18 protein-coding genes are annotated in these 23,892 nt (G+C 62.5%); 5 read left to right on the forward strand and 13 right to left on the reverse strand.

From position 1 onward, the window contains the following. Positions 1-81: 81 nt before the first annotated feature. From J4E53_RS21950 to aceK, 3 genes are all read right to left on the reverse strand, one after another. Positions 82-1,203 carry a beta-ketoacyl-ACP synthase III gene (locus J4E53_RS21950; RefSeq protein WP_060738721.1) on the reverse strand — a complete coding sequence of 374 codons (1,122 nt, stop codon included), beginning with the start codon at positions 1,201-1,203 and terminating at the stop codon, positions 82-84. Positions 1,204-1,531: 328 nt separating this feature from the next. Continuing rightward, complete coding sequence (gene hrpA, locus J4E53_RS21955) at positions 1,532-5,443, reverse strand: ATP-dependent RNA helicase HrpA (RefSeq protein ID WP_103310150.1); 3,912 nt, start codon at positions 5,441-5,443, stop codon at positions 1,532-1,534. Between the two features lie 229 nt (positions 5,444-5,672). Further along, positions 5,673-7,394 (reverse strand): bifunctional isocitrate dehydrogenase kinase/phosphatase, encoded by a 1,722-nt coding sequence (gene aceK, locus J4E53_RS21960; protein ID WP_103310154.1) that lies wholly within the window; start codon positions 7,392-7,394, stop codon positions 5,673-5,675. A 130-nt stretch (positions 7,395-7,524) separates the two neighbouring features. On the opposite strand from aceK, the gene J4E53_RS21965 reads away from it, so the two are divergent. Next, positions 7,525-8,433, forward strand: a complete 909-nt coding sequence (locus tag J4E53_RS21965) for a DMT family transporter (protein ID WP_103310155.1) — start codon at positions 7,525-7,527, stop codon at positions 8,431-8,433. Between the two features lie 201 nt (positions 8,434-8,634). Here the strand turns inward: J4E53_RS21965 and J4E53_RS21970 are convergent, their stop codons facing one another. From J4E53_RS21970 to cysK, 3 genes are all read right to left on the reverse strand, one after another. Continuing rightward, on the reverse strand, positions 8,635-9,498 hold the full coding sequence (locus J4E53_RS21970; protein WP_103310157.1) for a DMT family transporter: 864 nt from the start codon (positions 9,496-9,498) through the stop codon (positions 8,635-8,637). Positions 9,499-9,837: 339 nt separating this feature from the next. Then, a complete protein-coding gene (locus tag J4E53_RS21975; RefSeq protein WP_103310159.1) occupies positions 9,838-10,776 on the reverse strand; it encodes an aspartyl/asparaginyl beta-hydroxylase domain-containing protein in 939 nt (312 codons plus the stop codon). Positions 10,777-11,129: 353 nt separating this feature from the next. Beyond that, entirely contained in the window at positions 11,130-12,104 is a 975-nt protein-coding gene (gene cysK, locus J4E53_RS21980; RefSeq protein WP_053120124.1) for a cysteine synthase A, read from the reverse strand. A gap of 147 nt (positions 12,105-12,251) precedes the next feature. Between cysK and J4E53_RS21985 the strand changes: the two genes are divergently transcribed. The 3 genes from J4E53_RS21985 (at position 12,252) to J4E53_RS21995 (ending at position 15,628) form a co-directional block, all read left to right on the forward strand. Then, positions 12,252-13,328: a DUF748 domain-containing protein gene (locus tag J4E53_RS21985; RefSeq protein ID WP_103310160.1), complete on the forward strand. Its 1,077-nt coding sequence runs from the start codon at positions 12,252-12,254 to the stop codon at positions 13,326-13,328. A gap of 241 nt (positions 13,329-13,569) precedes the next feature. Beyond that, positions 13,570-14,415 (forward strand): MoxR family ATPase, encoded by an 846-nt coding sequence (locus J4E53_RS21990; protein WP_103310162.1) that lies wholly within the window; start codon positions 13,570-13,572, stop codon positions 14,413-14,415. A 34-nt stretch (positions 14,416-14,449) separates the two neighbouring features. Continuing rightward, a complete protein-coding gene (locus J4E53_RS21995; RefSeq protein WP_003198888.1) occupies positions 14,450-15,628 on the forward strand; it encodes a VWA domain-containing protein in 1,179 nt (392 codons plus the stop codon). Between the two features lie 104 nt (positions 15,629-15,732). On the opposite strand, the gene J4E53_RS22000 is transcribed toward J4E53_RS21995, so the two are convergent. From J4E53_RS22000 to J4E53_RS22030, 7 genes are all read right to left on the reverse strand, one after another. Further along, entirely contained in the window at positions 15,733-16,653 is a 921-nt protein-coding gene (locus J4E53_RS22000) for a biotin-dependent carboxyltransferase family protein (protein WP_060738729.1), read from the reverse strand. Beyond that, positions 16,650-17,354 (reverse strand): 5-oxoprolinase subunit PxpB, encoded by a 705-nt coding sequence (pxpB, locus tag J4E53_RS22005; RefSeq protein ID WP_103310163.1) that lies wholly within the window; start codon positions 17,352-17,354, stop codon positions 16,650-16,652. The genes J4E53_RS22000 and pxpB overlap by 4 nt, the downstream gene beginning before the upstream one ends. Further along, positions 17,351-18,103 (reverse strand): 5-oxoprolinase subunit PxpA, encoded by a 753-nt coding sequence (locus J4E53_RS22010; protein WP_103310165.1) that lies wholly within the window; start codon positions 18,101-18,103, stop codon positions 17,351-17,353. Before J4E53_RS22010 ends, pxpB begins: the two co-directional genes overlap by 4 nt. Before the next feature lie 64 nt (positions 18,104-18,167). Then, positions 18,168-19,454, reverse strand: coding sequence for an MFS transporter (locus tag J4E53_RS22015; RefSeq protein WP_060738732.1), 1,287 nt, complete (start codon positions 19,452-19,454; stop codon positions 18,168-18,170). 313 nt (positions 19,455-19,767) lie between these two features. Then, positions 19,768-20,310, reverse strand: coding sequence for a DUF2937 family protein (locus tag J4E53_RS22020; protein WP_003184238.1), 543 nt, complete (start codon positions 20,308-20,310; stop codon positions 19,768-19,770). Positions 20,311-20,322: 12 nt separating this feature from the next. Further along, on the reverse strand, positions 20,323-21,099 hold the full coding sequence (locus J4E53_RS22025; protein WP_103310166.1) for a class II glutamine amidotransferase: 777 nt from the start codon (positions 21,097-21,099) through the stop codon (positions 20,323-20,325). 32 nt (positions 21,100-21,131) lie between these two features. After that, positions 21,132-21,629 carry a hypothetical protein gene (locus J4E53_RS22030; protein ID WP_053120114.1) on the reverse strand — a complete coding sequence of 166 codons (498 nt, stop codon included), beginning with the start codon at positions 21,627-21,629 and terminating at the stop codon, positions 21,132-21,134. Positions 21,630-21,764: 135 nt separating this feature from the next. Between J4E53_RS22030 and J4E53_RS22035 the strand changes: the two genes are divergently transcribed. Further along, complete coding sequence (locus J4E53_RS22035) at positions 21,765-23,819, forward strand: S9 family peptidase (RefSeq protein ID WP_207268188.1); 2,055 nt, start codon at positions 21,765-21,767, stop codon at positions 23,817-23,819. Positions 23,820-23,892 lie beyond the last annotated feature (73 nt).

Below are 23,892 nucleotides of genomic sequence, written 5' to 3' on the forward strand. Positions count from 1 at the left end.
GAGCAAGCTCCCTCGCCACAAAAGCTGAACTAGCCCAGATAGGAACTGAAAAGGCACAGATCAAAGCTGAGCCAGACCAGATCAATGCTTACGCAAAATCACGCTGCCAATCGAATAACCGGCACCGAAGGAGCTGAGGACGGCGACCGAGCCGCTGGGCAGGTCATCCTGGTATTTGTGGAATGCAATCACCGAACCGGCCGAACTGGTGTTGGCGTAGCGGTCGAGAATCACGGGGGCTTCCGCCTCGGTGGCTTCACGTCCCAGCAGTTTGCGCACGATCAGGTGGTTCATGCTCAAGTTGGCCTGGTGCAGCCAGAAGCGTTTCACGTCGCCAACGTTCAGTTGGTTTTCTTCCAGATGGGTACCGATCAGTTCGGCCACCATCGGGCAAACGTCGCGGAACACCTTGCGGCCTTCCTGGACGAACAGCTTGTCGCGGCTGCCGATGCCCTCTTGCGCGGCGCGGTTGAGGAAACCGAAATTGTTGCGGATGTTATTGGAGAACTTGGTGAGCAGCTTGGTGCTGACCACGTCGAACTGGTACGGCGAGGTCGCCAGGTCCGCCCGCTCGATGATCACGGCAGTGGCCGCGTCGCCGAAGATGAAGTGGCTATCGCGGTCGCGGAAGTTCAAGTGGCCGGTGCACACTTCCGGGTTGACCATCAGGATCGCCCGGGCCTGACCCAGTTGCACACTGTTGGCCGCGGCCTGGATACCGAAGGTCGCCGAGGAACAGGCCACGTTCATGTCGAAACCGAAACCTTCGATGCCCAGGGCTTCCTGGACTTCGATGGCGATGGCCGGGTAGGCACGCTGCAGGTTGGAACAGGCGACGATGACCCCGTCGATGTCGGCGACCGTGCGCCCGGCCCGCTCCAGGGCCTGTTTCGCAGCGCCGATGGCCATTTCGCAGAGCACCGACCACTCGTCGTTGGAGCGCTCGGGCAGGCGTGGGGTCATGCGTTGCGGATCGAGAATGCCGTCCTTGTCCATGACAAAGCGGCTCTTGATGCCCGAGGCCTTTTCGATGAACGCGGCGTTGGATTCGGTCAATGCCTCGACTTCCCCCCGCTCGATGGCATCGGCGTTGTCGGCGTTGAATTGCGCGACATAGGTATTGAAAGATTGCACCAGCTCTTCGTTGGAGATGCTGTTGGCCGGGGTGTACAGGCCGGTGCCGCTGATGACGACGTTATGCATGGGTCGTGTCTCTGATCTGTTCAGGCAGAAAGTATTGGCACCGACGTACCAATACACAAAGGGACTTTTCCCATCCGGGGAAGCAGCCCTGGCATCGCTTTATTCCGGATCCGCCCGAGGCCTTGAAGCTCAAAACCACGGGACCGGCATTTATAGGCGCGAAGTTTGCCATAAACGCGGGGGTTTGGCCCATTCTCCCTGACTTACGACACAAAACCTGTGGGAGCGAGCTTGCTCGCGATAGCGGTGGTTCAGCCTGCATTGATGTTGACTGATCAACCGCTATCGCGAGCAAGCTCGCTCCCACAAGGGTTTGGTGGCTTGGCCATCAACCCTCCACCAGCCCCCACTGCTTGCCCAGGCGCTTGTCGGAAATCGGCACTTTGGTACCCAGTTGCTGGGCGAACAACGACACTCGGTATTCCTCCAGCCACCAACGGTACAACTCCAGTTGCGGGTCGCGCTTGCCTTCCTGGGCGTGTTTGCTGGCGCGGGCCTGGTATTGGGCCCAGAGGTTCGACAGTTCGCCGCTCCAGACCCGGTCTTTCTGCACCTGGCTGCCCAGCTTCTCGAAGCGTTGCTCGATGGCCTTGAGGTAGCGCGGCAGCTCCTTGAGCCACTGATGCGGGGTTTCCCGCACGAAGCCCGGGTACACCAGGTGACTGAGCTGCTGCTTGATGTCGTTCAGCGCCACGGCCTGGGCCAGGTCGATCTTGCCCTTGAAGCGTTTTTGCAAGCCATGCCAGAGCTTGAGGATGTCCAGGGTCAGCTTTGCCAGGCGTTCGGCGTGTTCGGTCCAGCCGCCGCGCTTGCGCTCGGCCAGGGCAGCCAAGGCGGCGCCGTCGCGGGGCAGGCTCGCTTCACCTTCGAGCACACAGCTGTCGAGGCTGGCGAGCAGGATATCTTCCACCAGGCCGTCGATGCGCCCCAAGTCGCGGTACAGCAGGCCCAGCTCCGTCAGCCCCGGCAGCTTGCCACGCAGGAACTTGGCCGATTCGGCCAATTGCTGCATGAGCAAACGCTGCAAGGCGCGGCGATGCTGGAATTCGGCTTCGGCCGGGGTCGGGAAACGCCCTTCCTTGACCACGCCGCCCTCTTCCACCAGCGCCGGATAGACCGTCATCGACAGCCCGGCGATCTTCTGCTGGGTTTTCTCGGCCACCGGCGCGAAGACCTTCGCCTCCACCGGTGCCTGGCTTTTTGCCGTTTGCGGCACGGCCAAGGCCGCCTGGCTGGCCTCGGCAAAGCGTGCTGTCAGCTCGGCCAGGTCGCGGCCCTCGCCGAGGAACTTGCCCTGGCCGTCAACGATTTCCAGGTTCATGCGCAGATGGCTTTCCACCTGCTGGGCCGCTTCGGCCCAGGCTTCGTCGCTGACCCGCGCCCCGGTCATGCGCAGCAGCTCACGGCCCAGGGACTGCGGCAACGAGCCCTCGGCGAAGGTGATACGTTGCAGCGCCGCCTTGACGAAGTCAGGTACCGGCACGAAGTTCTTGCGCAAGGCCTTGGGCAGGTTGCGCACCAGGGCGATGCACTTGGCCTCGATCATCCCCGGCACCAGCCATTCCAGGCGTTCCGGCGGCAGCATCGGCAACAACGGCGCCGGCACACGCAAGGTCACGCCGTCGCGGGGATGGTTGGGCTCGAAGTGATAGCTCAACGGCAAGGTCAGGTCACCGACACGCAAGGTGTCGGGGTACTGCGTGGCGGTGACCTCGCTGGCCTCGCGGGCCAACACATCTTCCTCGCGCATGATCAGCAATTGCGGGTCTTTCTGGCTGTTGATCCGGTACCAACTGTCGAACGTCGCGGTCTGGTGGATCTCGGCCGGCAAACGGGCGTCGTAGAACGCGAACAGGGTTTCCTCGTCCGCCAGGATGTCGCGGCGACGGGCCTTGGCTTCCAGTTCGTCGAGTTGCTCCAGCAAGCGGGTATTGGCCCCCAGGCATTTGGCCTTGGACTGGATCTCGCCACGTACCAGCGCCTCGCGAATGAACAGCTCACGGGACACCACCGGGTCCACTGGACCGTAGTGCACTGGCCGCCGACCGACGACTATGAGCCCGAACAAGGTGATCTGCTCATAGGCCACCACTTGCCCGCGCTTCTTCTCCCAATGGGGTTCGAAGTGGTTTTTCTTGATCAGGTGCCCGGCCAGCGGCTCGATCCAGTCCGGCTCGATCTTGGCCACCATGCGCGCGTACAACTTGGTGGTTTCCACCAGTTCGGCGGTCATCAGCCACTGCGGACGCTTCTTGCCCAGGCCCGACGACGGATGAATCCAGAAGCGCCGCTGACGGGCACCGAGGTAGTCACCGTCTTCGGTTTTCTGGCCGATCTGACTGAGCAAGCCCGAGAGCACCGCTTTGTGCAGCTTCGGGTAGTCGGCCGACTCCTTATTGAGGCTCAACTGCATGTCGCGGCAGATCAGGCTTAACTGGCGATGGGAATCACGCCATTCGCGCAGACGCAGGTAATTGAGGAAATTCTTGCGGCACCAGTTGCGCAGCGGACTGGCAGTCAAGGCCTGGCGCTGCTCTTCGAAACCGCGCCACAGGTTGACCAGCCCGGCGAAGTCCGAATCCGGATCCTTCCACTGGGCGTGGGCCTGGTCGGCCGCCTGTTGGCGCTCCGGCGGACGCTCGCGCGGGTCCTGGATCGACATGGCGCTGGCGACGATCAGCACTTCCTGCAAGCTGCCCAGCTTCGCTGCTTCCAGCAGCATGCGGCCCATGCGCGGGTCCACCGGCAAGCGCGCCAACTGCCGACCGAGCGGGGTCAGCTGACTGTTGCGGTCCACCGCCGAGAGCTCTTGCAGCAGGTTGAAACCGTCGCTGATGGCCTTGCCGTCCGGCGGCTCGATGAACGGGAAGTCGGTGATCTCGCCGAGGCGCAGGTGCAGCATCTGCAGAATCACCGCCGCCAGGTTGGTGCGCAGGATCTCGGGATCGGTGAACTCCGGCCGCCCAAGAAAATCTTCCTCGCTGTACAACCGCACGCAAATCCCCGGCTCGACCCGCCCGCAACGGCCTTTGCGCTGGTTGGCGCTGGCCTGGGAAATAGCCTCGATGGGCAAGCGCTGGACCTTGGCCCGATAGCTGTAGCGGCTGATGCGCGCGGTACCGCTGTCGATCACGTAGCGGATACCCGGCACGGTCAGCGAGGTTTCGGCGACGTTGGTCGCCAGCACCACGCGACGGCCCGGGTGGGACTGGAAGATCCGCTGCTGTTCGGCCGGCGATAAACGCGCATACAGCGGCAGGATCTCGGTGTGCTTGAGCTGGGCCTTGCGCAGCATCTCCGCGGCGTCGCGAATCTCCCGCTCGCCCGGCAGGAACACCAGCACATCCCCAGGACTGCGGCGCTCGCTGCGCTCGTAGGCGGCGATTTCATCGAGGGTGGCGAGGATCGCCTGGTCGACGGTCAAGTCGTCCTCGACCCGGTTGCCTTCCTCGTCCTGCTCCAGGGTCAGCGGGCGATACCAGGTGTCCACCGGGAAGGTGCGGCCCGAGACTTCCACGATGGGCGCGTCATCGAAGTGCTTGGAGAAACGCTCCAGGTCGATGGTCGCCGAGGTGATGATCACTTTAAGGTCTGGGCGACGCGGCAGCAGGGTCTTGAGGTAGCCGAGCAGGAAATCGATGTTCAGGCTGCGTTCGTGAGCTTCGTCGACGATGATCGTGTCGTAGCGCTCGAGGTAGCGGTCGTTCTGGGTCTCGGCCAGCAGGATGCCATCGGTCATCAGCTTGATCAGGGTGTTGGCGTCGCTCTGGTCCTCGAAGCGCACCTGATACCCCACCAACGCCCCCAACGGCGTGGCCAGTTCTTCGGCGACACGGCTTGCGACGCTGCGGGCGGCAATCCGGCGCGGCTGGGTGTGGCCGATCAAGCCGTACTGGCCGCGACCGATTTCCAGGCAGATCTTCGGCAACTGCGTGGTTTTGCCCGAGCCAGTCTCGCCGGCAATGATCAGCACCTGGTGCTTGAGCAATGCCTCCTTGATTTCGTCGCGCTTGGCGGCGATCGGCAGATTGTCGTCATAGCGGATCACCGGCAGGCTCGCCTTGCGCGCCAGCACCTGGTCGCACGACGCCTGCATGCGCGCCACCCACTGGGTCAGCTTGGCCTCGTCGGGCGTCTTGCGCAGCTCGAGCAACTGGCGCCGCAACCGGTGACGGTCGGCGAGCATGGCGTGGTCGAGGTTTTTCAGCAGCTTGTCGATAGCGGGGGCTTGGTCAGTCATCAGGTACGCAAGGGTCGTCGGTTTGTGCAGGGGGCGGATTGTCGCAGATTTGCAGCCATTGCGCCGAACACGCAAAGCAGCCCAGCGCCACCCCCTTGTGGGAGCGAGCTTGCTCGCGATAGCGGTGGTTCAGCCTGCGTTGATGTCGACTGATACACCGCTATCGCGAGCAAGCTCGCTCCCACAGGGGATTTGCGTCAAGGCTGCTTGTGGCGAGGGAGCTTGGCGCTTATTCGCTGTCCAGGTCTTTACGCCGATACGGGAACACATCGATCACCTTCCCCGCCCGGATCGCCTCTTGCAGGCTTTTCCAGTAGTCGGCGTTGTACAGCTCGCCGTGCAACTGGTCGAACAGCTTGCGCTGCCCGGCGTCGGCGAACAGGAACGGGGGGAATTCTTCGGGAAACACGTCCAGCGGCCCGATGGAATACCAGGGCTCGGAGGCCATTTCATCTTCCGGGGTACGGGGCTCGGGGATGTGGCGGAAATTGGCTTCGGTGAGGAAGCAGATTTCATCGTAGTCATAGAACACCACGCGACCGTGGCGGGTCACGCCGAAGTTCTTGAGCAGCATGTCGCCGGGGAAGATATTGGCCGCCGCCAGTTGCTTGATCGCCAGACCGTAGTCTTCCAGCGCCTCGCGCACCTGGTCCGGGTTGGCGTTTTCCAGGTAGAGGTTCAGGGGCGTCATCCGGCGTTCGGTCCAGCAGTGCCGGATCAGCACCGTCTCGCCTTCCACCGACACCGTGGAAGGTGCTACTTCCAACAGTTCCTCCAGGCAGGCCGGCTCGAATTTGCTCAGGGGAAAGCGGAAATCGGCAAACTCCTGGGTATCGGCCATGCGCCCGACCCGATCGACGCTTTTCACCAGTCGGTACTTCTCGATCACCGTGGCCCGGTCGACGTTTTTCGACGGCGAGAAGCGGTCCTTGATGATCTTGAACACCGTGTTGAAGCCCGGCAGGGTGAACACGCTCATGACCATCCCGCGCACGCCGGGGGCCATGATGAACTGGTCGTCAGTGTTCGCCAGGTGGTTGATCAGCGCCCGGTAGAACTCGGACTTGCCGTGCTTGTAGAAACCGATGGAGGTGTACAGCTCGGCGATGTGCTTGCCCGGCAGGATGCGCTTGAGAAAGCCGATGAATTCCGCCGGCACCGGCACGTCCACCATGAAGTACGAGCGGGTGAACGAGAAGATGATCGACACCTGCGCCTCGTCGGTGATCAGCGCATCGATCTGGATACCCCGGCCCTCGCGGTGCAGCAGCGGGATCACCAGCGGCCATTGGTCGTCGCGGGTAAAGATCCGGCCCACCAGGTAGGCGCCCTTGTTGCGGTAGAGCACCGAGGAAAACAGCTCCACCGTCAGTTCCGGGTCCTTGCAGACCCAGTCCGGCAGGTTCTCGCGCAACTGCGTCTCGAGGCGCTGCAGGTCGCCTGGCAGGTCGCCGTAGTCCTCGCTGAACCGGTAATCGGCGAACACGCTGGCCAGCATCCGGTCCAACTGCCCCTGGGGCTTGTAGGTGCGGGTCTGGGCGGCACGGGCCCGGCGCAGGCTGGGGCGGGTGGTGTGGATGAACATGGTGCCGTCGCTGATCAGGTCGTGGCTGAACAGCCCGCAGAAGATCGAGTTGTACCAGGTTTCCGACAGTTCATCGTCGAAACGCAGGTCGATCAGGCTGATGTAGGCGCTTTTGACCAGCGGCCAGCAGCCCACATCCATCAGTGTTTCGTCATCGAAGGCCTTGTGCAGCCTGGCGACGGTTTCGAAGACTTTTTCTTCATACAAATTGATCCGCGCCGCCGACGCCGCTTGGGCCTCCAGCCACAGGGCCTGCTCGAACCGGGCGCGGGCGCCGTCGGTGATCTGCCGGAAATGCTCACGATAATCGTCGAAGCCGTCGAGGATCGAACGGGCGATTTCGAGGGCGGGCCATGGCTGTGGCATAGGGTAAACCTCGGCGGGTCATGCTTGTTATTGGCGACTGAGCTTAGAGGCCAATCACGCGCCAACGCAACCATTGCCATCGCTATGCAGGACGGCGACACTTGCCACCCCATCAAGGAAGGAGTGGCTCGTGAACCTCGTCGATATCCTGCGTTTACTGTCATTGGCCGCCATCTGGGGGGCCAGCTTCCTGTTCATGCGCATCATCGCCCCCGTCATTGGCACCCTCCCCACTGCATTCTTTCGCGTGTCCATCGCCTTCGTCGGGCTGCTGGTGATCCTGGCCCTGATGCGCGTCGACTGGAATTTTCGCGGCAAGCTCAAAGTCGTGATGGTGCTGGGCCTGATCAACTCGGGCATTCCGGCCACGTTTTATTCGCTGGCGGCCCAGGTGCTGCCGGCCGGTTATTCGGCGATTTTCAATGCCACCACGCCATTGATGGGGGTATTGATCGGCGGCCTGTTCTTCAGCGAACAACTGACCCCGGCCAAGGTCAGCGGTGTCTTCCTCGGGCTGCTCGGCGTTGGCATCCTGACCCGCGCCGGCCCGGTGGCCTTCGACCTGCAACTGTTGATGGGCGCCCTCGCCTGCCTGCTGGCCACGACCTGCTACGGCTTTGCCGGTTTCCTCACCCGGCGCTGGCTCGATCACCAAGGAGGCCTGGACAGCCGCCTCTCGGCCCTGGGCAGCATGTTCGGTGCCACGGTGTTCTTGCTGCCGCTGTTTGGTTACAGCGTCATCAGCCAGCCGCCGGCCAGCTGGGGGGGCTGGAGCGTCTGGTTGTCCCTGCTGGGTCTGGGGCTGGTGTGCACCGCGCTGGCGTACATTCTTTACTTCCGCCTGCTCAGCTCCATCGGCCCGGTCAAATCCATGACCGTGACGTTCCTGATCCCGCCGTTCGGCGTGTTGTGGGGGGCGTTGCTGCTGGACGAGCCGTTGGGGATGGCGCATTTGTATGGCGGGGTGTTGATTGCGGCGGCGTTGTGGTTGGTGTTGAAACCTGGGGTGGTGAAACCGGCTGAAGCATCTGCCCGGTAATCCTTCGGTGTGGCTGAATAGGCCATCGCGGGCAAGCCTTGCTCCCACAAGGACTACATATGACCTGTGGGAGCAAAGCTGCTCCCACAAGCATTACATATAACCTGTGGGAGCAAAGCTGCTCCCACAAGGATTACACATGACCTGTGGAAGCAAAGCTTGCTCGCGATAGCGGTTGTTCAGGCAGCGGGCCTCTAAAGGTCAGCGACTCTTACGAAACACAAACACCAACCCCACGATGATCAGCGCCATCCCCAGCCAGCTCAACAACGCCAGCCGGTTGCCGAACACCAGGTAGTCCATGATCGCCGTCACCGCCGGCACCAGGTAGAACAGGCTGGTGACATTCACCAGGTTGCCCCGAGCAATCAAACGGTACAGCAGCAACGTCGCCAGCACCGACACCACCAGCGCCATCCACAACACCGGCACGAAGAACCCCGTGCTGTATTCGAAGTGAAACGGCTGGAACGGCACGAACACCGCACACAACACCAACCCGGCCAGGTACTGCACTGGCAGCGTGCCCAGTGGGTTATCGGTGATGCGCTTCTGCATGATGGAACCAGCCGTCATGCTCACCAGTGCCAGCAAACCATAAAGCATCCCGGCCAGGGACATGCCGGCCAGGCCGATGCCCTGGTACACCACCATGACCAATCCCACCAACCCCAGCGCCAAGCCGAACAGGCGCTGCCAGGATCGCTGACGCTCCACGAGCACCACGGTAAGGATCGGCTGCACGCCCATCAGCGTCGCCATCACTCCGGGGGTGACGTTCATCTGCAGGGCCAGCAGGTAGAAGATCTGATAGGCGCCCAGCAGCACCAGCCCGGTGGTCGCCGCGTACAGCATCGGTTTGCCGGTCTTGGGCAGCTTGAACTTGAGCATGGGGATCAACAGCACCAACGCGAACAGCGCGATGGCAAAACGGATCAGCAAAAAAGCGAAGGGGGAAGCGTGGGCCAGGCCCAGCTTGGAAAAGATCGCCCCGCTGCTCCACAGCAAAACGAACAGGCTCGTGGAAGCCGCCGCCAATAAGGCGTTTTTGGAAAGGGAAAACATGGATACCACCTGTAGTCAGGCAAAAAGCCAACTCAGCCGAAGCTGAAGTCCAGTAGTTTTTTTCAGGCGGGCACAGGGGATGGCAACCGTTGCCGATCAGCCCTGAATGCCAACACCCGGCGGTGATACGACGGCGTACACCGATGAGCTACTGACAGGTGGGGGGTATTGACCGATCTGCGCAGGCTGCTGATTCCCACACGGCACGACGCCAGCGTTGAACGCTGGAACCACGACCGCGATGACAGGGGATGCAGGCATGAGCCGATCTCTTGAAGGGTGGGTTCGAAAACCCGAAGAGCGCTGACTATAACCAGCGCTCGATGGACTACGCAATGTTTAAACGAACAACCAATAGCCAAGCGCCGTCAGCACCGCCACCGCCAACACCGGCCGCATCACCCGGTAGGCCTTGGGATGCTTGCGTTTGAACTGCTTGACCTGGCCGCTGATGCCGTCACTGAACGACTTGCTCCAGGCATAGGCCCGGTTGATGCCGCCGACGTGTTCATCCTCCAGGTTCTGCGGCGCGGTGGCGCGGCCGAGGAACGCGCTGATGCTGCGGTTGAGGCGGGTCATCAGCCGGCTTTTCAGGGGTCGCTCGACATCGCAGAACAGGATTACGCGGGTCTGTGGGGTTTCGTTCTTGACCCAGTGCACATAGGTCTCATCGAACATGACGTCTTCGCCGTCGCGCCAGGCGTAGATCTGACCGTCGACGAAGATCCGGCAGTCATCGGAATTGGGTGTGGACAGCCCCAGGTGATAACGCAACGAACCGGCGAAGGGGTCTCGATGCGGATTCAGATGGCTGCCACCGGGCAACAGGGCAAACATCGCGCCCCGGACGTTGGGAATCCGGCTGACCAGCTCGACCGTCCTGGGGCAGAGCAGCTCGGCCGACGGCAGCGGTTTGTCGTACCACTTGAGGTAGAAACGCTTCCACCCTTTCTTGAAGAACGAGCCGAAACCGGCATCGTTATTCTTCTCGGCGGCACGAATGTAACCCTCGTCGAACAGGTGCATGGCCTCGTCGCGAATGACTTGCCAGTTGTCCTTGAGCACATCCAGCTCGGGGAATTTGCTGCGATCCAGGTAAGGCTTCGAGGGCACGCCGGAGAACAGATACATCAAGGCGTTGTAGGGGGCGAACAGCGCCGAGTGGTTGACGAACTGGCGCAATACCGGCAAACGCGCCTTACCGCGCAGATGCACATACAGCGTGCTGCCCAGGAACAACAGCAACACCGAGGCCTTGGCGACAAACGAAACGGTCATTTATAACTCCTTGTCCAAAACAACTGACGCGACGCCTACTGCCCGACGTAGCCGAGGGCCATGTTAACCACTCCAGGCCCGGGTAAAAACCGTCTGACGCAACATTCTCTGTTGAGTGAAACGCAATAAACACTTTCTAACATGCGCCGCCTGAACCTTGGCTGACGCATCGAACAATCATTCAACCTACGATGGCGAGGGCTTTTTTGGCGAGGGAGCTTGCTCCCGCTGGCGTGCGGAGCGCGCCCCTGCGATTTGGCGAGCCGCATTGGATTGCGGGCGCCTGCTTCGCAGTCGAGCGGGAGCAAGCTCCCTCGCCACAAAAGCGTCTCGCTACACCTGTGAATTCACGGCTACTGCTGAGTCTCCTGCTCGGTAAACAAATCACTGAACAACATGCTCGACAAGTACCGCTCGCCCGAATCCGGCAGGATCACGACGATGGTCTTGCCCTGCATTTCCGGTTTTTCCGCCAGGCGCACAGCCACGGCCATCGCCGCACCACAGGAAATCCCGCAGAGGATGCCCTCCTCCTGCATCAAGCGCAGGGCCATGGCCTTGGACTCGTCGTCAGTGACCCGCTCGACCAGGTCGACGATCGACAGGTCGAGGTTCTTCGGCACGAACCCGGCACCGATTCCCTGGATCTTGTGGGGGCTGGGCTTGATCTCATGGCCCGCCATCGCCTGGGTAATCACCGGCGAAACCTCAGGTTCGACCGCCACCGACAAGATCGGTTTGCCACAGGTGTTCTTGATATACCGCGAAACCCCGGTAATGGTTCCGCCGGTGCCCACGCCCGCCACCAGCACATCCACCGCGCCGTCGGTGTCGTTCCAGATTTCCGGGCCGGTGGTTTTTTCGTGGATCGCCGGGTTCGCCGGGTTATCGAACTGCTGCGGCATGAAGTATTTGGACGGATCGCTGGCCAGGATCTCGGCGGCCTTCTCGATGGCCCCCTTCATGCCCTTGGCCGGTTCGGTGAGCACCAGCTCCGCCCCCAGGGCCTTGAGCACCTTGCGGCGCTCGATGCTCATGGAGGCCGGCATGGTCAGCATCAGCTTGTAGCCACGGGCGGCGGCCACGAACGCCAGGCCGATCCCGGTGTTGCCCGAGGTCGGTTCGACGATGGTCATGCCCGGCTTGAGTTTGCCCGAGCTTTCAGCGTCCCAGATCATGTTCGCGCCGATCCGGCACTTGACCGAATACCCTGGGTTGCGCCCCTCGATCTTGGCCAGGATAGTCACACCGCGCGGCGCAATGCGGTTGATCTGTACCAGTGGCGTATTGCCGATGGAATGGGCGTTGTCAGCGAATATACGGCTCATGGCTGGGTCCTTGATGCGGCGAGAATTTAAGCCTTTAAAGGTATGCCTGTTGCCCATGGGCGTCCAGTTGCACCGAACGTTCCCGTTGTTGCGACAGTCAATGGCATTAGGAGGCGCTCCCCCAACAAACGCTGGAGACTGACTGACATGAAGCGTCGATATCGCTGGCCACTGTGGGTGTTCGCCACCCTCGTCGCGGTGCTGGTGGCCTTGCATTTCGCCCTGCCGTACCTGGTACGCGACTACCTGAACGACAAACTGGCCAACATGGGCGATTATCGCGGCCAGATCACCGATGTGGACCTGGCCCTGTGGCGCGGTGCCTATCGGATCAACGGCCTGGAAATCGTCAAGGTCGACGGCAAGGTCCCGGTACCGTTCGTCAGCGCACCGCTGGTGGACCTGTCGGTGAGCTGGCACTCGCTGTGGTACGACCACGCGGTGGTGGCCGAGGTGGAATTCACCCGTCCAGAGGTGAACTTCGTCGACGGCGGAGCCAACCGGCAGAACTCCCAGACCGGCCGGGGCACCAACTGGCGCGAGCAACTGGGCAAACTCTTGCCCATCACCTTCAACGAAGTACGCATCAGGGATGGCAAGGTCACCTTTCGCAATTTCAACTCCAAGCCACCGGTCAACCTGCGGGCCACCGACGTCAACGCCAGCTTCTACAACCTGACCAACGTGGTCGACACCGAAGGCAAGCGCGACGCCCGCTTCGAGGGCAAGGCCCTGGTGGCCGAACATGCGCCCCTGGAAATGCAGGCAACCTTCGACCCGTTGAGCAACTTCGAGGACTTCGATTTCCGCCTACGGGCCACGAACATCGAACTCAAGCGCCTGAACGACTTCGCCGCAGCCTATGGCAAGTTCGATTTCAATGCCGGCCACGGCGACCTGGTGGTCGAGGCCGAAGCCGACAACGCCCGACTCCGCGGCTACATCAAGCCACTGCTGCGTGATGTCGACGTGTTCGATTGGCAGCAGGACGTGGAAAACAAGAACAAGAACATCTTCCGCTCGGTCTGGGAAGCGCTGGTCGGCACGGGTGAGACAGCCCTCAAGAACCAGCGCAAGAACCAGTTCGCCACCCGGGTGGAACTCAGCGGCAACGTTCATCAGCAGGACATCAGCGCCTTCGAAGCCTTCCTGCAGATCCTGCGCAACGGTTTCGTCCAGGCGTTCAACGCCCGTTATGAACAGCCACCGCCTTCGACCGACTAGGCCTGTGGCCTTGGCCCCATGATATCCCTCGCCACCAAGCGCGGATCATGACCACCGATGCATTCCAGCCAATTGCCCACTGGCAAGCAGCCGAGACTGAGTCAACATGTGACGCCCCATTCAGAGACTGAATACAGCGTCTGCGTTCACAGTCGGCGGGGCCTCGCGTTATAGTCGGGCACGATATCTATTTCGCGCGCCCCGCCTCGCCAGGCCGGCGACACCGTTCGAGGAATTGCAGATGAAGTTCGAAGGCACCAGCGCCTACGTGGCCACCGATGACCTGAAACTGGCCGTGAACGCCGCCATCACCCTGGAGCGGCCATTGCTGGTCAAGGGCGAACCGGGCACCGGCAAGACCATGCTCGCCGAGCAACTGGCCGAGTCCTTCGGCGCGCGCCTGATCACCTGGCACATCAAGTCCACCACCAAGGCTCACCAGGGCCTGTACGAGTACGACGCGGTCAGCCGCCTGCGAGACTCGCAACTGGGTGTGGACAAGGTCCACGACGTGCGCAACTACCTGAAGAAGGGCAAGCTCTGGGAAGCCTTCGAGTCCGAGGAGCGGGTGATCCTGCTGATCGACGAAATCGACAAGGCCGACATCGAGTTCCCCAACGACCTGCTGCAAGAACTCGACAAGATGGAGTTCTACGTTTACGAGACCGATGAAACCATCAAGGCCAAGCAGCGGCCGATCATCATCATTACCTCCAACAACGAAAAAGAGCTGCCGGACGCCTTCCTGCGTCGCTGCTTCTTCCACTACATCGCCTTCCCCGACCGCGTCACCCTGCAGAAAATCGTCGATGTGCATTACCCGGACATCAAGAAGGACCTGGTCAGCGAAGCGCTGGACGTGTTCTTCGACGTGCGCAAGGTGCCGGGCCTGAAGAAAAAGCCCTCCACTTCCGAACTGGTGGACTGGCTCAAGCTGCTGATGGCCGACAACATCAGCGAAGCAGTGCTGCGCGAGCGTGATCCAACCAAGGCCATCCCGCCGCTGGCCGGCGCCCTGGTCAAGAACGAGCAGGACGTGCAACTGCTCGAGCGCCTGGCGTTCATGAGCCGTCGCGGCACCCGCTGATCCTCTTCGTCCCACAAGAGCGAGGGCGATTGCCATGCTGCTTAACCTGTTCAACGAGATGCGCGCCGCCAAGGTGCCCGTGTCGGTGCGTGAATTGCTGGACCTGATCAACGCGCTGAAACAGCGGGTGATCTTCGCCGACATGGACGAGTTCTATTACCTGTCCCGGGCGATCCTGGTGAAGGACGAACGGCATTTCGACAAGTTCGACCGGGCGTTCGCCGCCTACTTCAACGGCCTGGAGAAACTCGACGATCACCTCCAGGCGCTGATTCCCGAGGACTGGCTGCGCAAGGAATTCGAGCGCTCGCTGACCGATGAAGAACGGGCACAGATCCAGTCCCTGGGCGGCCTGGACAAGCTGATCGAAGAATTCAAGAAACGCCTGGAGGAACAGAAGGAACGCCATGCCGGCGGCAACAAGTGGATCGGCACCGGCGGCACCAGCCCGTTCGGCTCCGGCGGCTTCAATCCCGAGGGCATTCGGGTCGGCGACGCTGGCAAGCGCCAGGGCAAGGCCGTGAAGGTCTGGGACCAGCGCGAGTACAAGAACCTCGACGACCAGGTGGAACTGGGCACCCGCAACATCAAGATCGCCCTGCGCCGACTGCGCAAGTTCGCCCGCCAGGGTGCGGCCGAAGAGCTGGACATCGACGGCACCATCGACCACACCGCCCGGGACGCCGGCCTGCTGAACATCCAGATGCGCCCGGAGCGACGCAACACCGTCAAACTGTTGCTGCTGTTCGACATCGGCGGTTCGATGGATGCCCACGTGAAAATCTGCGAAGAACTGTTCTCGGCCTGCAAGACCGAGTTCAAGCACCTGGAGTACTTCTACTTCCACAACTTCGTCTACGAATCGGTGTGGAAGAACAACCTGCGCCGCACTTCCGAGCGCACCTCGACCCAGGATTTGCTGCACAAGTACGGTGCCGACTACAAAGTGATCTTCATCGGCGACGCCGCCATGGCCCCCTATGAAATCACCCAGGCCGGCGGCAGCGTCGAACACTGGAACGAAGAAGCCGGTTATGTGTGGATGCAGCGCTTCATGGAGAAGTACAAGAAGCTCATCTGGATCAATCCGTACCCCAAGGACACCTGGGGTTACACCGCCTCGACCAACATCGTGCGCGAGTTGGTGGAAGACCGGATGTATCCGCTGACCTTGCGGGGGTTGGAGGAAGGGATGCGGTTTCTTTCCAAGTAAGATTTTGGTTGCCTGTTCAGGCCTCATCGCGAGCGAGCTCGCTCCCACACGGGATCTTCGTCGTACATAAGACCCCTGTGGGAGCGAGCTTGCTCGCGATGCTTTTAGCGGTCGAGAAAACTACGCAAACACTCCACCTGCTGCCGATGCGCAACCTCCTGCACCACCGGTCGCAACCGCACCTGCGCCCCCGGCAGGCATTGCGCCAGCCGGGCCAGGGCCAATGGGGTCAAGGCGCCCAGGCGTGGATAACCACCGATGGTTTGCCGGTCATTGAGCAGCACGATCGGCTGGCCGTCCGGCGGCACCTGCACAGCGCCCAGGGGGATACCTTCGGAAATCATCGCCGCCCCCTGATACTCCAGCGCCGTGCCCAGCAAGCGCATGCCCATGCGGTCGGCGCGACTGTCCAGTGTCCACGGGGTGTTGAACGCGTCGAACAGGCTCTGTCCGCTGAACGCGCCATTCTGCGCCCCCAGGATCAGGTCCAGCGGCTGCGCTTGCTGGAAATCCGGAATCCGCGTGTGCGGCATGGGCCGCGGCGTCGCCGTGCCTGAATAGCTCAAGTGCGCGCCGCGACTCAGCGCCCGCCCCCTTCCATCCAGGCCACCCAGTTCCTCGCGCACCACCGTCGCCCGGCTGCCCAGCACCGCAGGCGCATTGAAACCGCCAGGGGCTGCCAGGTAGGCCCGGGCACCGAGCACCGGCTGGGTGAGCGCCAGCACCTGGCCCTTGCGCAGGCTGAAGAAGCGCCACGACGCCACGCCCTGGCCGTCTATTCGCGCGCCCAGGTCCGCCCCGGCCAGCGCCAGCACGCAATCCTCTTCGGCCACCACGGTAAAACCGCCGAGGGTAATCTCCACCACCGCCGCGTCCAGGCCATTGCCGAGCATCCAATTGGCCCAGGCCATCGACAGCCAGTCCGCCGCCCCGCCCTGGGTCACGCCCAGGTGCCTCACGCCGAAGCGGCCGGCGTCCTGCAACAGGCACAGCGGTGTGCTGGCCTCGATCAACAACCGGCTCATGCCTGGGCCTCCAGCGGTGTGTCGTCGCCACCCAGTGCGATGAATTCGGCGTGGTCCACGGGGGCAAAACGCACCGTGTCCCCCGGCTGCATCAGGCTGTAGCCGTCGCGCTCACGATCAAACAGTTTGGCCGGGGTGCGACCGATCAGGTTCCAGCCGCCGGGCGACACCACCGGATACGCCGCGGTCTGGCGTTCGGCGATGCCGACACTGCCTGCGGCCACGCGCTTGCGCGGCGTGTCGAGGCGCGGTGCAGCCAATGCTTCGTCCACCAGCCCCATGAAGGCGAAGCCGGGCGCGAAGCCCAGGGCAAACACCTGGTACTCGCGTTCGCTGTGGCGACGGATCACCTGGGCGACCGTCAAGCCGCTGCGGCTCGCCAGCAGCGCCAGTTCCGGCCCGACGCTAAGGTCGTACCACACCGGCAGCACGTGGCATTGGCCGGCGGACCGGGCATCCGGGGAGAGGTCATGCAGCGCCTCATCGATCAATTCGCGGGCCTGGGCCGGGTCCAGGGCGAGCAAGTCGTAATGCACCATCAAGGTGGTGTAGGACGGCACCAGATCGATCAGGTGTTCGGCAAACACCGCTCGCAGGCGCTCGCAGGCGGCGAGCATCCAGGGCATGTTGGCCTCGGCGATCTCGTCGAACAGGCGCACCATCAGGCAGTCCACCGCCACCACTTCCAAGCGTGGTTTCATGGCGTACGCTGCCGGTCCAGGGCTTCGCGGATGCGTTGCACGGCCGCCACGGAGCTGGCGTTGTCACCGTGCACGCACAAGGTATTGGCCTTCAGGTGCAAGGCGCTGCCATCACTGGCGGTCAACGCATCGCCGCGGGCAATGGTCAGGGCCTGCCCGATGATGACCTCGGGATCGTGGTGCACCGCGCCCGGCGCTTGCCGCGAAACCAGGCGGCCGGCACTGTCGTAGGCGCGATCGGCAAAGGCTTCGAACCACAGGGTCAGGCCATACTCGTCGCCCAAGGCCTGGGCGGCGCTGTTGTCCCGGGTCGCCATGAGCATCAGCGGCAGTTGCCGATCATAGGCCGCGACAGCCTGGATCACCGCGCGCAGTTGCGCCGGGTTGGCCATCATGTCGTTGTACATCGCGCCGTGGGGCTTGACGTAGCTGACCTGCCCGCCCTGGGCCCGGCAGATGCCGTCGAGGGCGCCGATCTGGTAATGCAGCAAGTCCTGCAATTCCTGGGCACCATAGGCCATGGAACGGCGGCCGAAGCCCGCCAGGTCTTGATAGGCCGGGTGCGCGCCGATCCGCACGCCGTGGCTCAGGGCCAGGCTGACGGTCTTGCGCATGATGCTCGGGTCGCCGGCGTGGAAGCCGCAGGCGATGTTGGCGCAATCGATGAAGGGCATCACCTCGGCGTCCAGACCCATGGTCCAGCTGCCGAAGCTTTCGCCAATGTCGCAGTTCAATAGCAGGCGGTTCACGGTGAACGCTCCTGTAGGTTCTTTCTTTGTTTAACTGTGGGGCACGTGCCCCACAGGTTATCAGTTACTCGGCTTCCAACTGCTTGCCTTGGGTTTCCGGCAGGCTCAGGGCCGCCAGGATCACCACGCCATAGGACACCGCTGCGAACGCCCCGATACCCACGCTCAGCGGCACCTTCTGGCTCAGAATACCGATCAACAGCGGGAACAATGCCGCCACCGCCCGGCCAATGTTGTAGCAGAAGCCTTGGCCCGAACCACGAATGCGCGTAGGAAACAGTTCGGTGAGGAACGAGCCCATGCCGCTGAACATGCCCGACGCGAAGAACCCCAAGGGGAAGCCCAGCCAGAGCATCACGTTATTGCTCACCGGCACCTGGGTATACAGCAGGACGATGGTGAAGGAGCCGACGGCGTACAGGACGAAGTTCTTTTTGCGCCCCAGGATGTCCGACAGGTACGCACTGATGACATAGCCCACGTAGGAACCCACGATCACCATCGCCAGGTAGCCGCCGGTGCTCAATACACTCAGGCCACGCTCATTTTTCAGGAACGTCGGCAGCCAGGACGTGATGGCGTAGTAACCGCCCAGGGCACCGGTGGTCAGCAGCGAGGCGCGAAGGGTGGTGAAGAGAATGCCGGGGGCAAAAATCTCGTAGAACTTCGCCGGGTTTTCCGGCGTCAGCCGGGCCTTGGTCTGGTTATAGACTTCCGGATCCTTGACCAGTCGGCGGACGAAAATCACGAACACTGCCGGTACGATGCCGAGGATGAACAGTGCGCGCCAGGCGTCTTCCGGCGGCAGCACCGAGAACAGCAGCGCATACAGGATCGCCGTCATACCCCAGCCCAGCGCCCAGCCCGACTGCACCATGCCCACCGCCTTGCCACGGTCCTTGGCACGGATCACCTCGCCCATCAACACCGCACCGGCGGTCCATTCGCCGCCGAAGCCGAAACCCATCAATGTGCGAGCGATCAACAGTTGTTCGTAGTTCTGGGCAAAGCCGCACAGGAAAGTGAAGAACGCAAACCACAGCACCGTCAGTTGCAGGGTGCGCACCCGACCGATCCGGTCGGAGAGAATGCCCGCCACCCAGCCGCCAATGGCCGAGGCGATCAAGGTGCTGGTGTGGATCAGGCCTGCCTGGCCGGTGGTGATGCCCCACATCGCGATCAGGGTCGGTACCACGAAGCTGAGCATCTGGGTGTCCATGCCGTCCAGGGCGTAGCCGATCTTGCAGCTCCAGAAGGTGCGACGTTCCTGCTGGTTGATGTTGCGATACCAATCGAACGGGCCAGAACGGGCCTGGGGTTGGGGGACGCCGAGCGTGTCGGGTGCACTCATGGTGGTTCTCCACGGTTTTATTGTTGTGAGTCTCGACGACGCTGACGTGGAGACCGTTGCCCCGATTCTTGAGCGCGCGGCCGATCCCGTCCAACGAATAAAACCCTGGCTGGGTCATAAGAAAAACTTGATTAGGTGCATCGATTGGTCTGGCTGAACAGGCTTGTGGCGAGGGAGCTTGCTCCCGCTGGACCGCGCAGCGGTCCCAAAACCAGGCACCGCGCAGTGTCAGGTTGATGTTATCCAGCAGGTTTGGGTCTACTGCGCAGACCAGCGGGAGCAAGCTCCCTCGCCACAGAAGCCAGCTACGGCTTTACAACCCGCGCAAATCCCGCTCTTCAATCGGCCGGCTCTGACGCAAGCGCTTGCCGCCCAACACCACCCAGTCGATCAGGCGGAACAGGCATTCCAGGCCGAACGACAGCAACATCGCGCCGCTGATGCCCCAGATCATGGCTTCGGGGGTCAGCAGGATCTGGTAGCTGTAGCCGTTCCAGGTTTCCTTGCGAATGTCCGGATCGGCGGCCAGGGCCACTTGCAGCAGGCGGATGTACCACGGGCCCTGCATGGCCTGGAATTGTTTGTCCAGGGCCTGTTGGCGCACGAGCAAGGTGTTCAGGCTGTCAGCATCGCTGCGAAAGATCGGGTCCTCGCTGGCGCGGTAATGGGCCACCAGGGCCTGCATGTCGCCCTTGAAGAACTGGTTGGCGGTGCCCTGGAAACCTTGCAGGCCGGTCTGCGCCTCGATCAGGTGAGCCTCGACCCGCTTGGCGTAATCATTGATGAAGCCCGGCACCTGGACCCCAACCAACAGGCCCACCGCGAACAACACCAGCCGTAGATAACTGAGCAACATAACGTGACGTCCTTATTCGGTCCGGCCGTGGCTGACGCATTCGCCGCGTCGCCACAGGCTCCATTGGCCCGGTTCGTAGCGGGTCCAGGTTTCGTTTTCGGTCAAGGGCTCGGTGGCGATCACCGTGACCACGTCGTTGGGCGTGGTTTCCGCCTGGAAATCGACAATCACATCCACGTCCTTGAGCCGCGCCGGGCCGAACGGCGCGCGACGGGTGATCTGGGCCAGTTTGGTCGAGCAATAGCAGAACAGCCAGTCGCCATCGCTGAGCAGGCAGTTGAACACGCCTTTGCTGCGGTATTCGCTGCAGGCCTCGATCAACGACGGCAGCAGCTGCTCTACCTCCACCGGCTCCGGGAAGGCCTGGCGCACGCGGTTGAGCAGATCGCAGAAGGCCGCTTCGCTGTCGGTGTCGCCCACCGGGCGGTAGAAGCTCACGCCCGGTTGGAAATCGGCCAACTGGCCGTTGTGGGCAAAACACCAGTTGCGCCCCCACAACTCACGCACGAACGGGTGGGTGTTGGACAGGCAGACTTTGCCGACATTGGCCTGGCGAATATGCCCGATTACCACTTCGCTCTTGATCGGATAGCGTTGCACCAGATTCGCCACCTCCGATTCGCTGCTGGCGGCCGGGTCCTGGAACAGGCGCAGGCCACGACCTTCATAGAAGGCGATGCCCCACCCGTCCCGGTGCGGCCCGGTCTTGCCACCGCGCTGCATCAGCCCGGTGAAGCTGAACACGATGTCGGTCGGCACATTGGCGCTCATGCCCAGTAACTCACACATGCTCGAACTCTCGCTTCAAGGGGCAGGCCTGCTTACAGACGCGGTTCGATACGCGAACGCTGGGGGTTGCTCGGCACAGGCGGGCGACCGTAGCGGTCATCACCGGCCACACCGAACGGTGGTTCGTCCTCTGGCTCATCGGCCGCGGCGGCGGCTTTGGCGGCGGCCGCCCGTTCCTTGCGTGCGTTGGCGGCGCGCTCGATGGGGAAGCGGATCAGCACGATCACCAGATAGAGGCCGAAAGCGATCATGCCGTACATGAGCAGATCGGACGCCGCCCGCCAGACGTTGTTGCCGACCTTGAACAAGATGTCCAGGGCGACAATGGCCAAGGCCGGGGCGACTTTGTCCTTCACCGGGTCGACGACGGTGGGGCTGAACAGCAACACCGCCATCAGCAAGCGCAGCGGTTCGCGCAACCAGCGCCACATCCAGCGGGTCATGCGCATCCACACCAGCAGGCAGCCCAGGGCAGCGAAGGCGTAGAGGCCCCAGGCGATCAGATAGTCATTCTCGGTCATGGTGTCCATGGCAAGGCAGGCAAAGAGACGCTTATAGTAACGGCTTTTCGCGCGTCAGGCTGCCCCGGCGTCTGGCGAATGGCCTGTGTGGTGGGTTCTGTCCAGGCCGCGTGTCCCTTTTCGTACAACGTTCGAGAGCCTTTCATGTCCCTATCTGCCCACGTTTCCAACGCCCCGATTGCCCGCAGGGACGCCGGTGTTGACCCGTACGCCTGGCTGCAGGAGCGCGACACCGACGCCGTGCTCGACTACCTCAAGGCGGAAAACAGCTATCAGGAGGCGCAACTCGCCGATCAGGCCGAACTGCGCGAAACCCTGTTCCAGGAAATCAAGGGCCGGATCCTCGAGACCGACCTGTCACTGCCCTCGCCCTGGGGCCCGTACCTGTATTACACCCGCACCACGGCCGGTGACGAATACCCGCGCCACTACCGCTGCCCACGCCCGGCCGATGACAGCCTGAGCGTGGACGAAAGCCACGAACAACTGCTGCTGGACCCGAACGCGCTGGCCGGCGGTGAATTCTTTGCCCTGGGCGCCTTCAGCATCAGCCCCGACCACCAGCGCCTGGCCTACAGCCTGGATACCACGGGCGACGAGATCTACACCCTGTTCGTGAAGGAATTGTCCAACGACAAGATCAGTGAACTGTCCTTCGACAATTGCGACGGCAGCATGACCTGGGCCAACGACAGCCTGACGCTGTTTTTTGGTGAACTGGACGACACCCACCGCCCCCACAAACTCTGGCGCTATCGCCTGGACGGCACCGCCGCCGAAGAAGTGTTCCATGAGCCGGACGGGCGGTTCTTCCTGCATTGCTATCGTTCGAGCTCGGAAAAGCAACTGATCCTGTCCCTGGGCAGCAAGACCACCAGCGAAGTCTGGGTACTGGACGCCGCACAACCGCAACAGCCCTTCACCTGCCTGGCGCCACGCCTGGAAAACCACGAATACGACGTCGACCACGGCCTGCTCCATGGCCAATGGAGCTGGTTGATCCGCAGCAACCGCGACGGGATCAACTTCGCCCTGTACCAGGCCGCCGACACTGGCGTGGCGCCGACCGAGGCCGACTGGCAGAACCTGATCCCCCACAGCGATACGGTGATGATCGACGGCCTGAGCCTGAACGCCAGGGCCATGACCTTGAGCCTGCGTGAGGGCGGCCTGCCGATCATCGAGGTGCATCCCCAGGACTTGCCGGCGTATCGGGTGCAGTTGCCGGACGCGGCCTACAGCCTGCATGTGCAGAACAGCCTGGAATTCGTCAGCGACCGCATCCGCCTGCGCTACGAGGCCCTGAACCGGCCGGCACAGATCCGTCAGTTGGACCTGGCCAGCGGCGAACAGGTCGTACTCAAGCAGACCCCGGTGCTGGGCCCGTTCGATGCCGATGCCTACGTCAGCCAGCGGCTCTGGGCGACGGCAGCGGACGGCACACAAGTCCCCATCAGCCTAGTGGTCAAGCGCGAGGCCCTCGGCCGGCCGGTGCCGCTGTACCTGTACGGCTACGGCGCTTACGGCGAAAGCCTCGACCCATGGTTTTCCCATGCGCGGCTGAGCCTGCTCGACCGCGGCGTGGCGTTTGCCATCGCCCATGTGCGGGGCGGCGGCGAGCTGGGGGAAGCCTGGTATCGCGCCGGTAAACAGGAACACAAGCACAACACGTTCGGCGACTTCATCGCCTGTGCCGAGCATTTGATCGCCAACGGCTTCACCACCGCCGAACAATTGGCGATCAGCGGCGGCAGCGCCGGTGGCCTGCTGATCGGCGCGGTGCTCAACCAACGCCCGGAGCTGTTCAAGGTTGCGATTGCCGAGGTGCCGTTCGTCGATGTGCTCAACACCATGCTCGACCCGGACCTGCCGCTGACCGTCACCGAATACGACGAATGGGGCAATCCTGAGGAGCCGGACGTTTATGATCGGATCCGGGCCTACGCCCCGTACGAAAACGTCCGCGCCCAGGCGTACCCGGCGCTGCTGGTGATCGCCGGTTACAACGACAGTCGCGTGCAGTACTGGGAAGCGGCCAAGTGGGTGGCGAAATTGCGCGCCACCAAGACCGACGACAACCCCCTGCTGCTCAAGACCGAACTGGGCGCCGGCCACGGCGGAATGAGCGGGCGCTACCAGGGATTGCGTGACGTAGCGCTCGAATATGCATTTGTCTTGAAGGTTTTGGGGTTGGGTTGAGGAACTCTGTGGGATGGCCGGGTCTTAGCTCCATGCGCTGGGCATCCCAGATCAAATAATTGTGGGAGCGAGC

The sequence above is a fragment of the Pseudomonas sp. FW305-28 genome (genome assembly GCF_017351395.1).
GTDB lineage: Bacteria > Pseudomonadota > Gammaproteobacteria > Pseudomonadales > Pseudomonadaceae > Aquipseudomonas > Aquipseudomonas fluorescens_AA.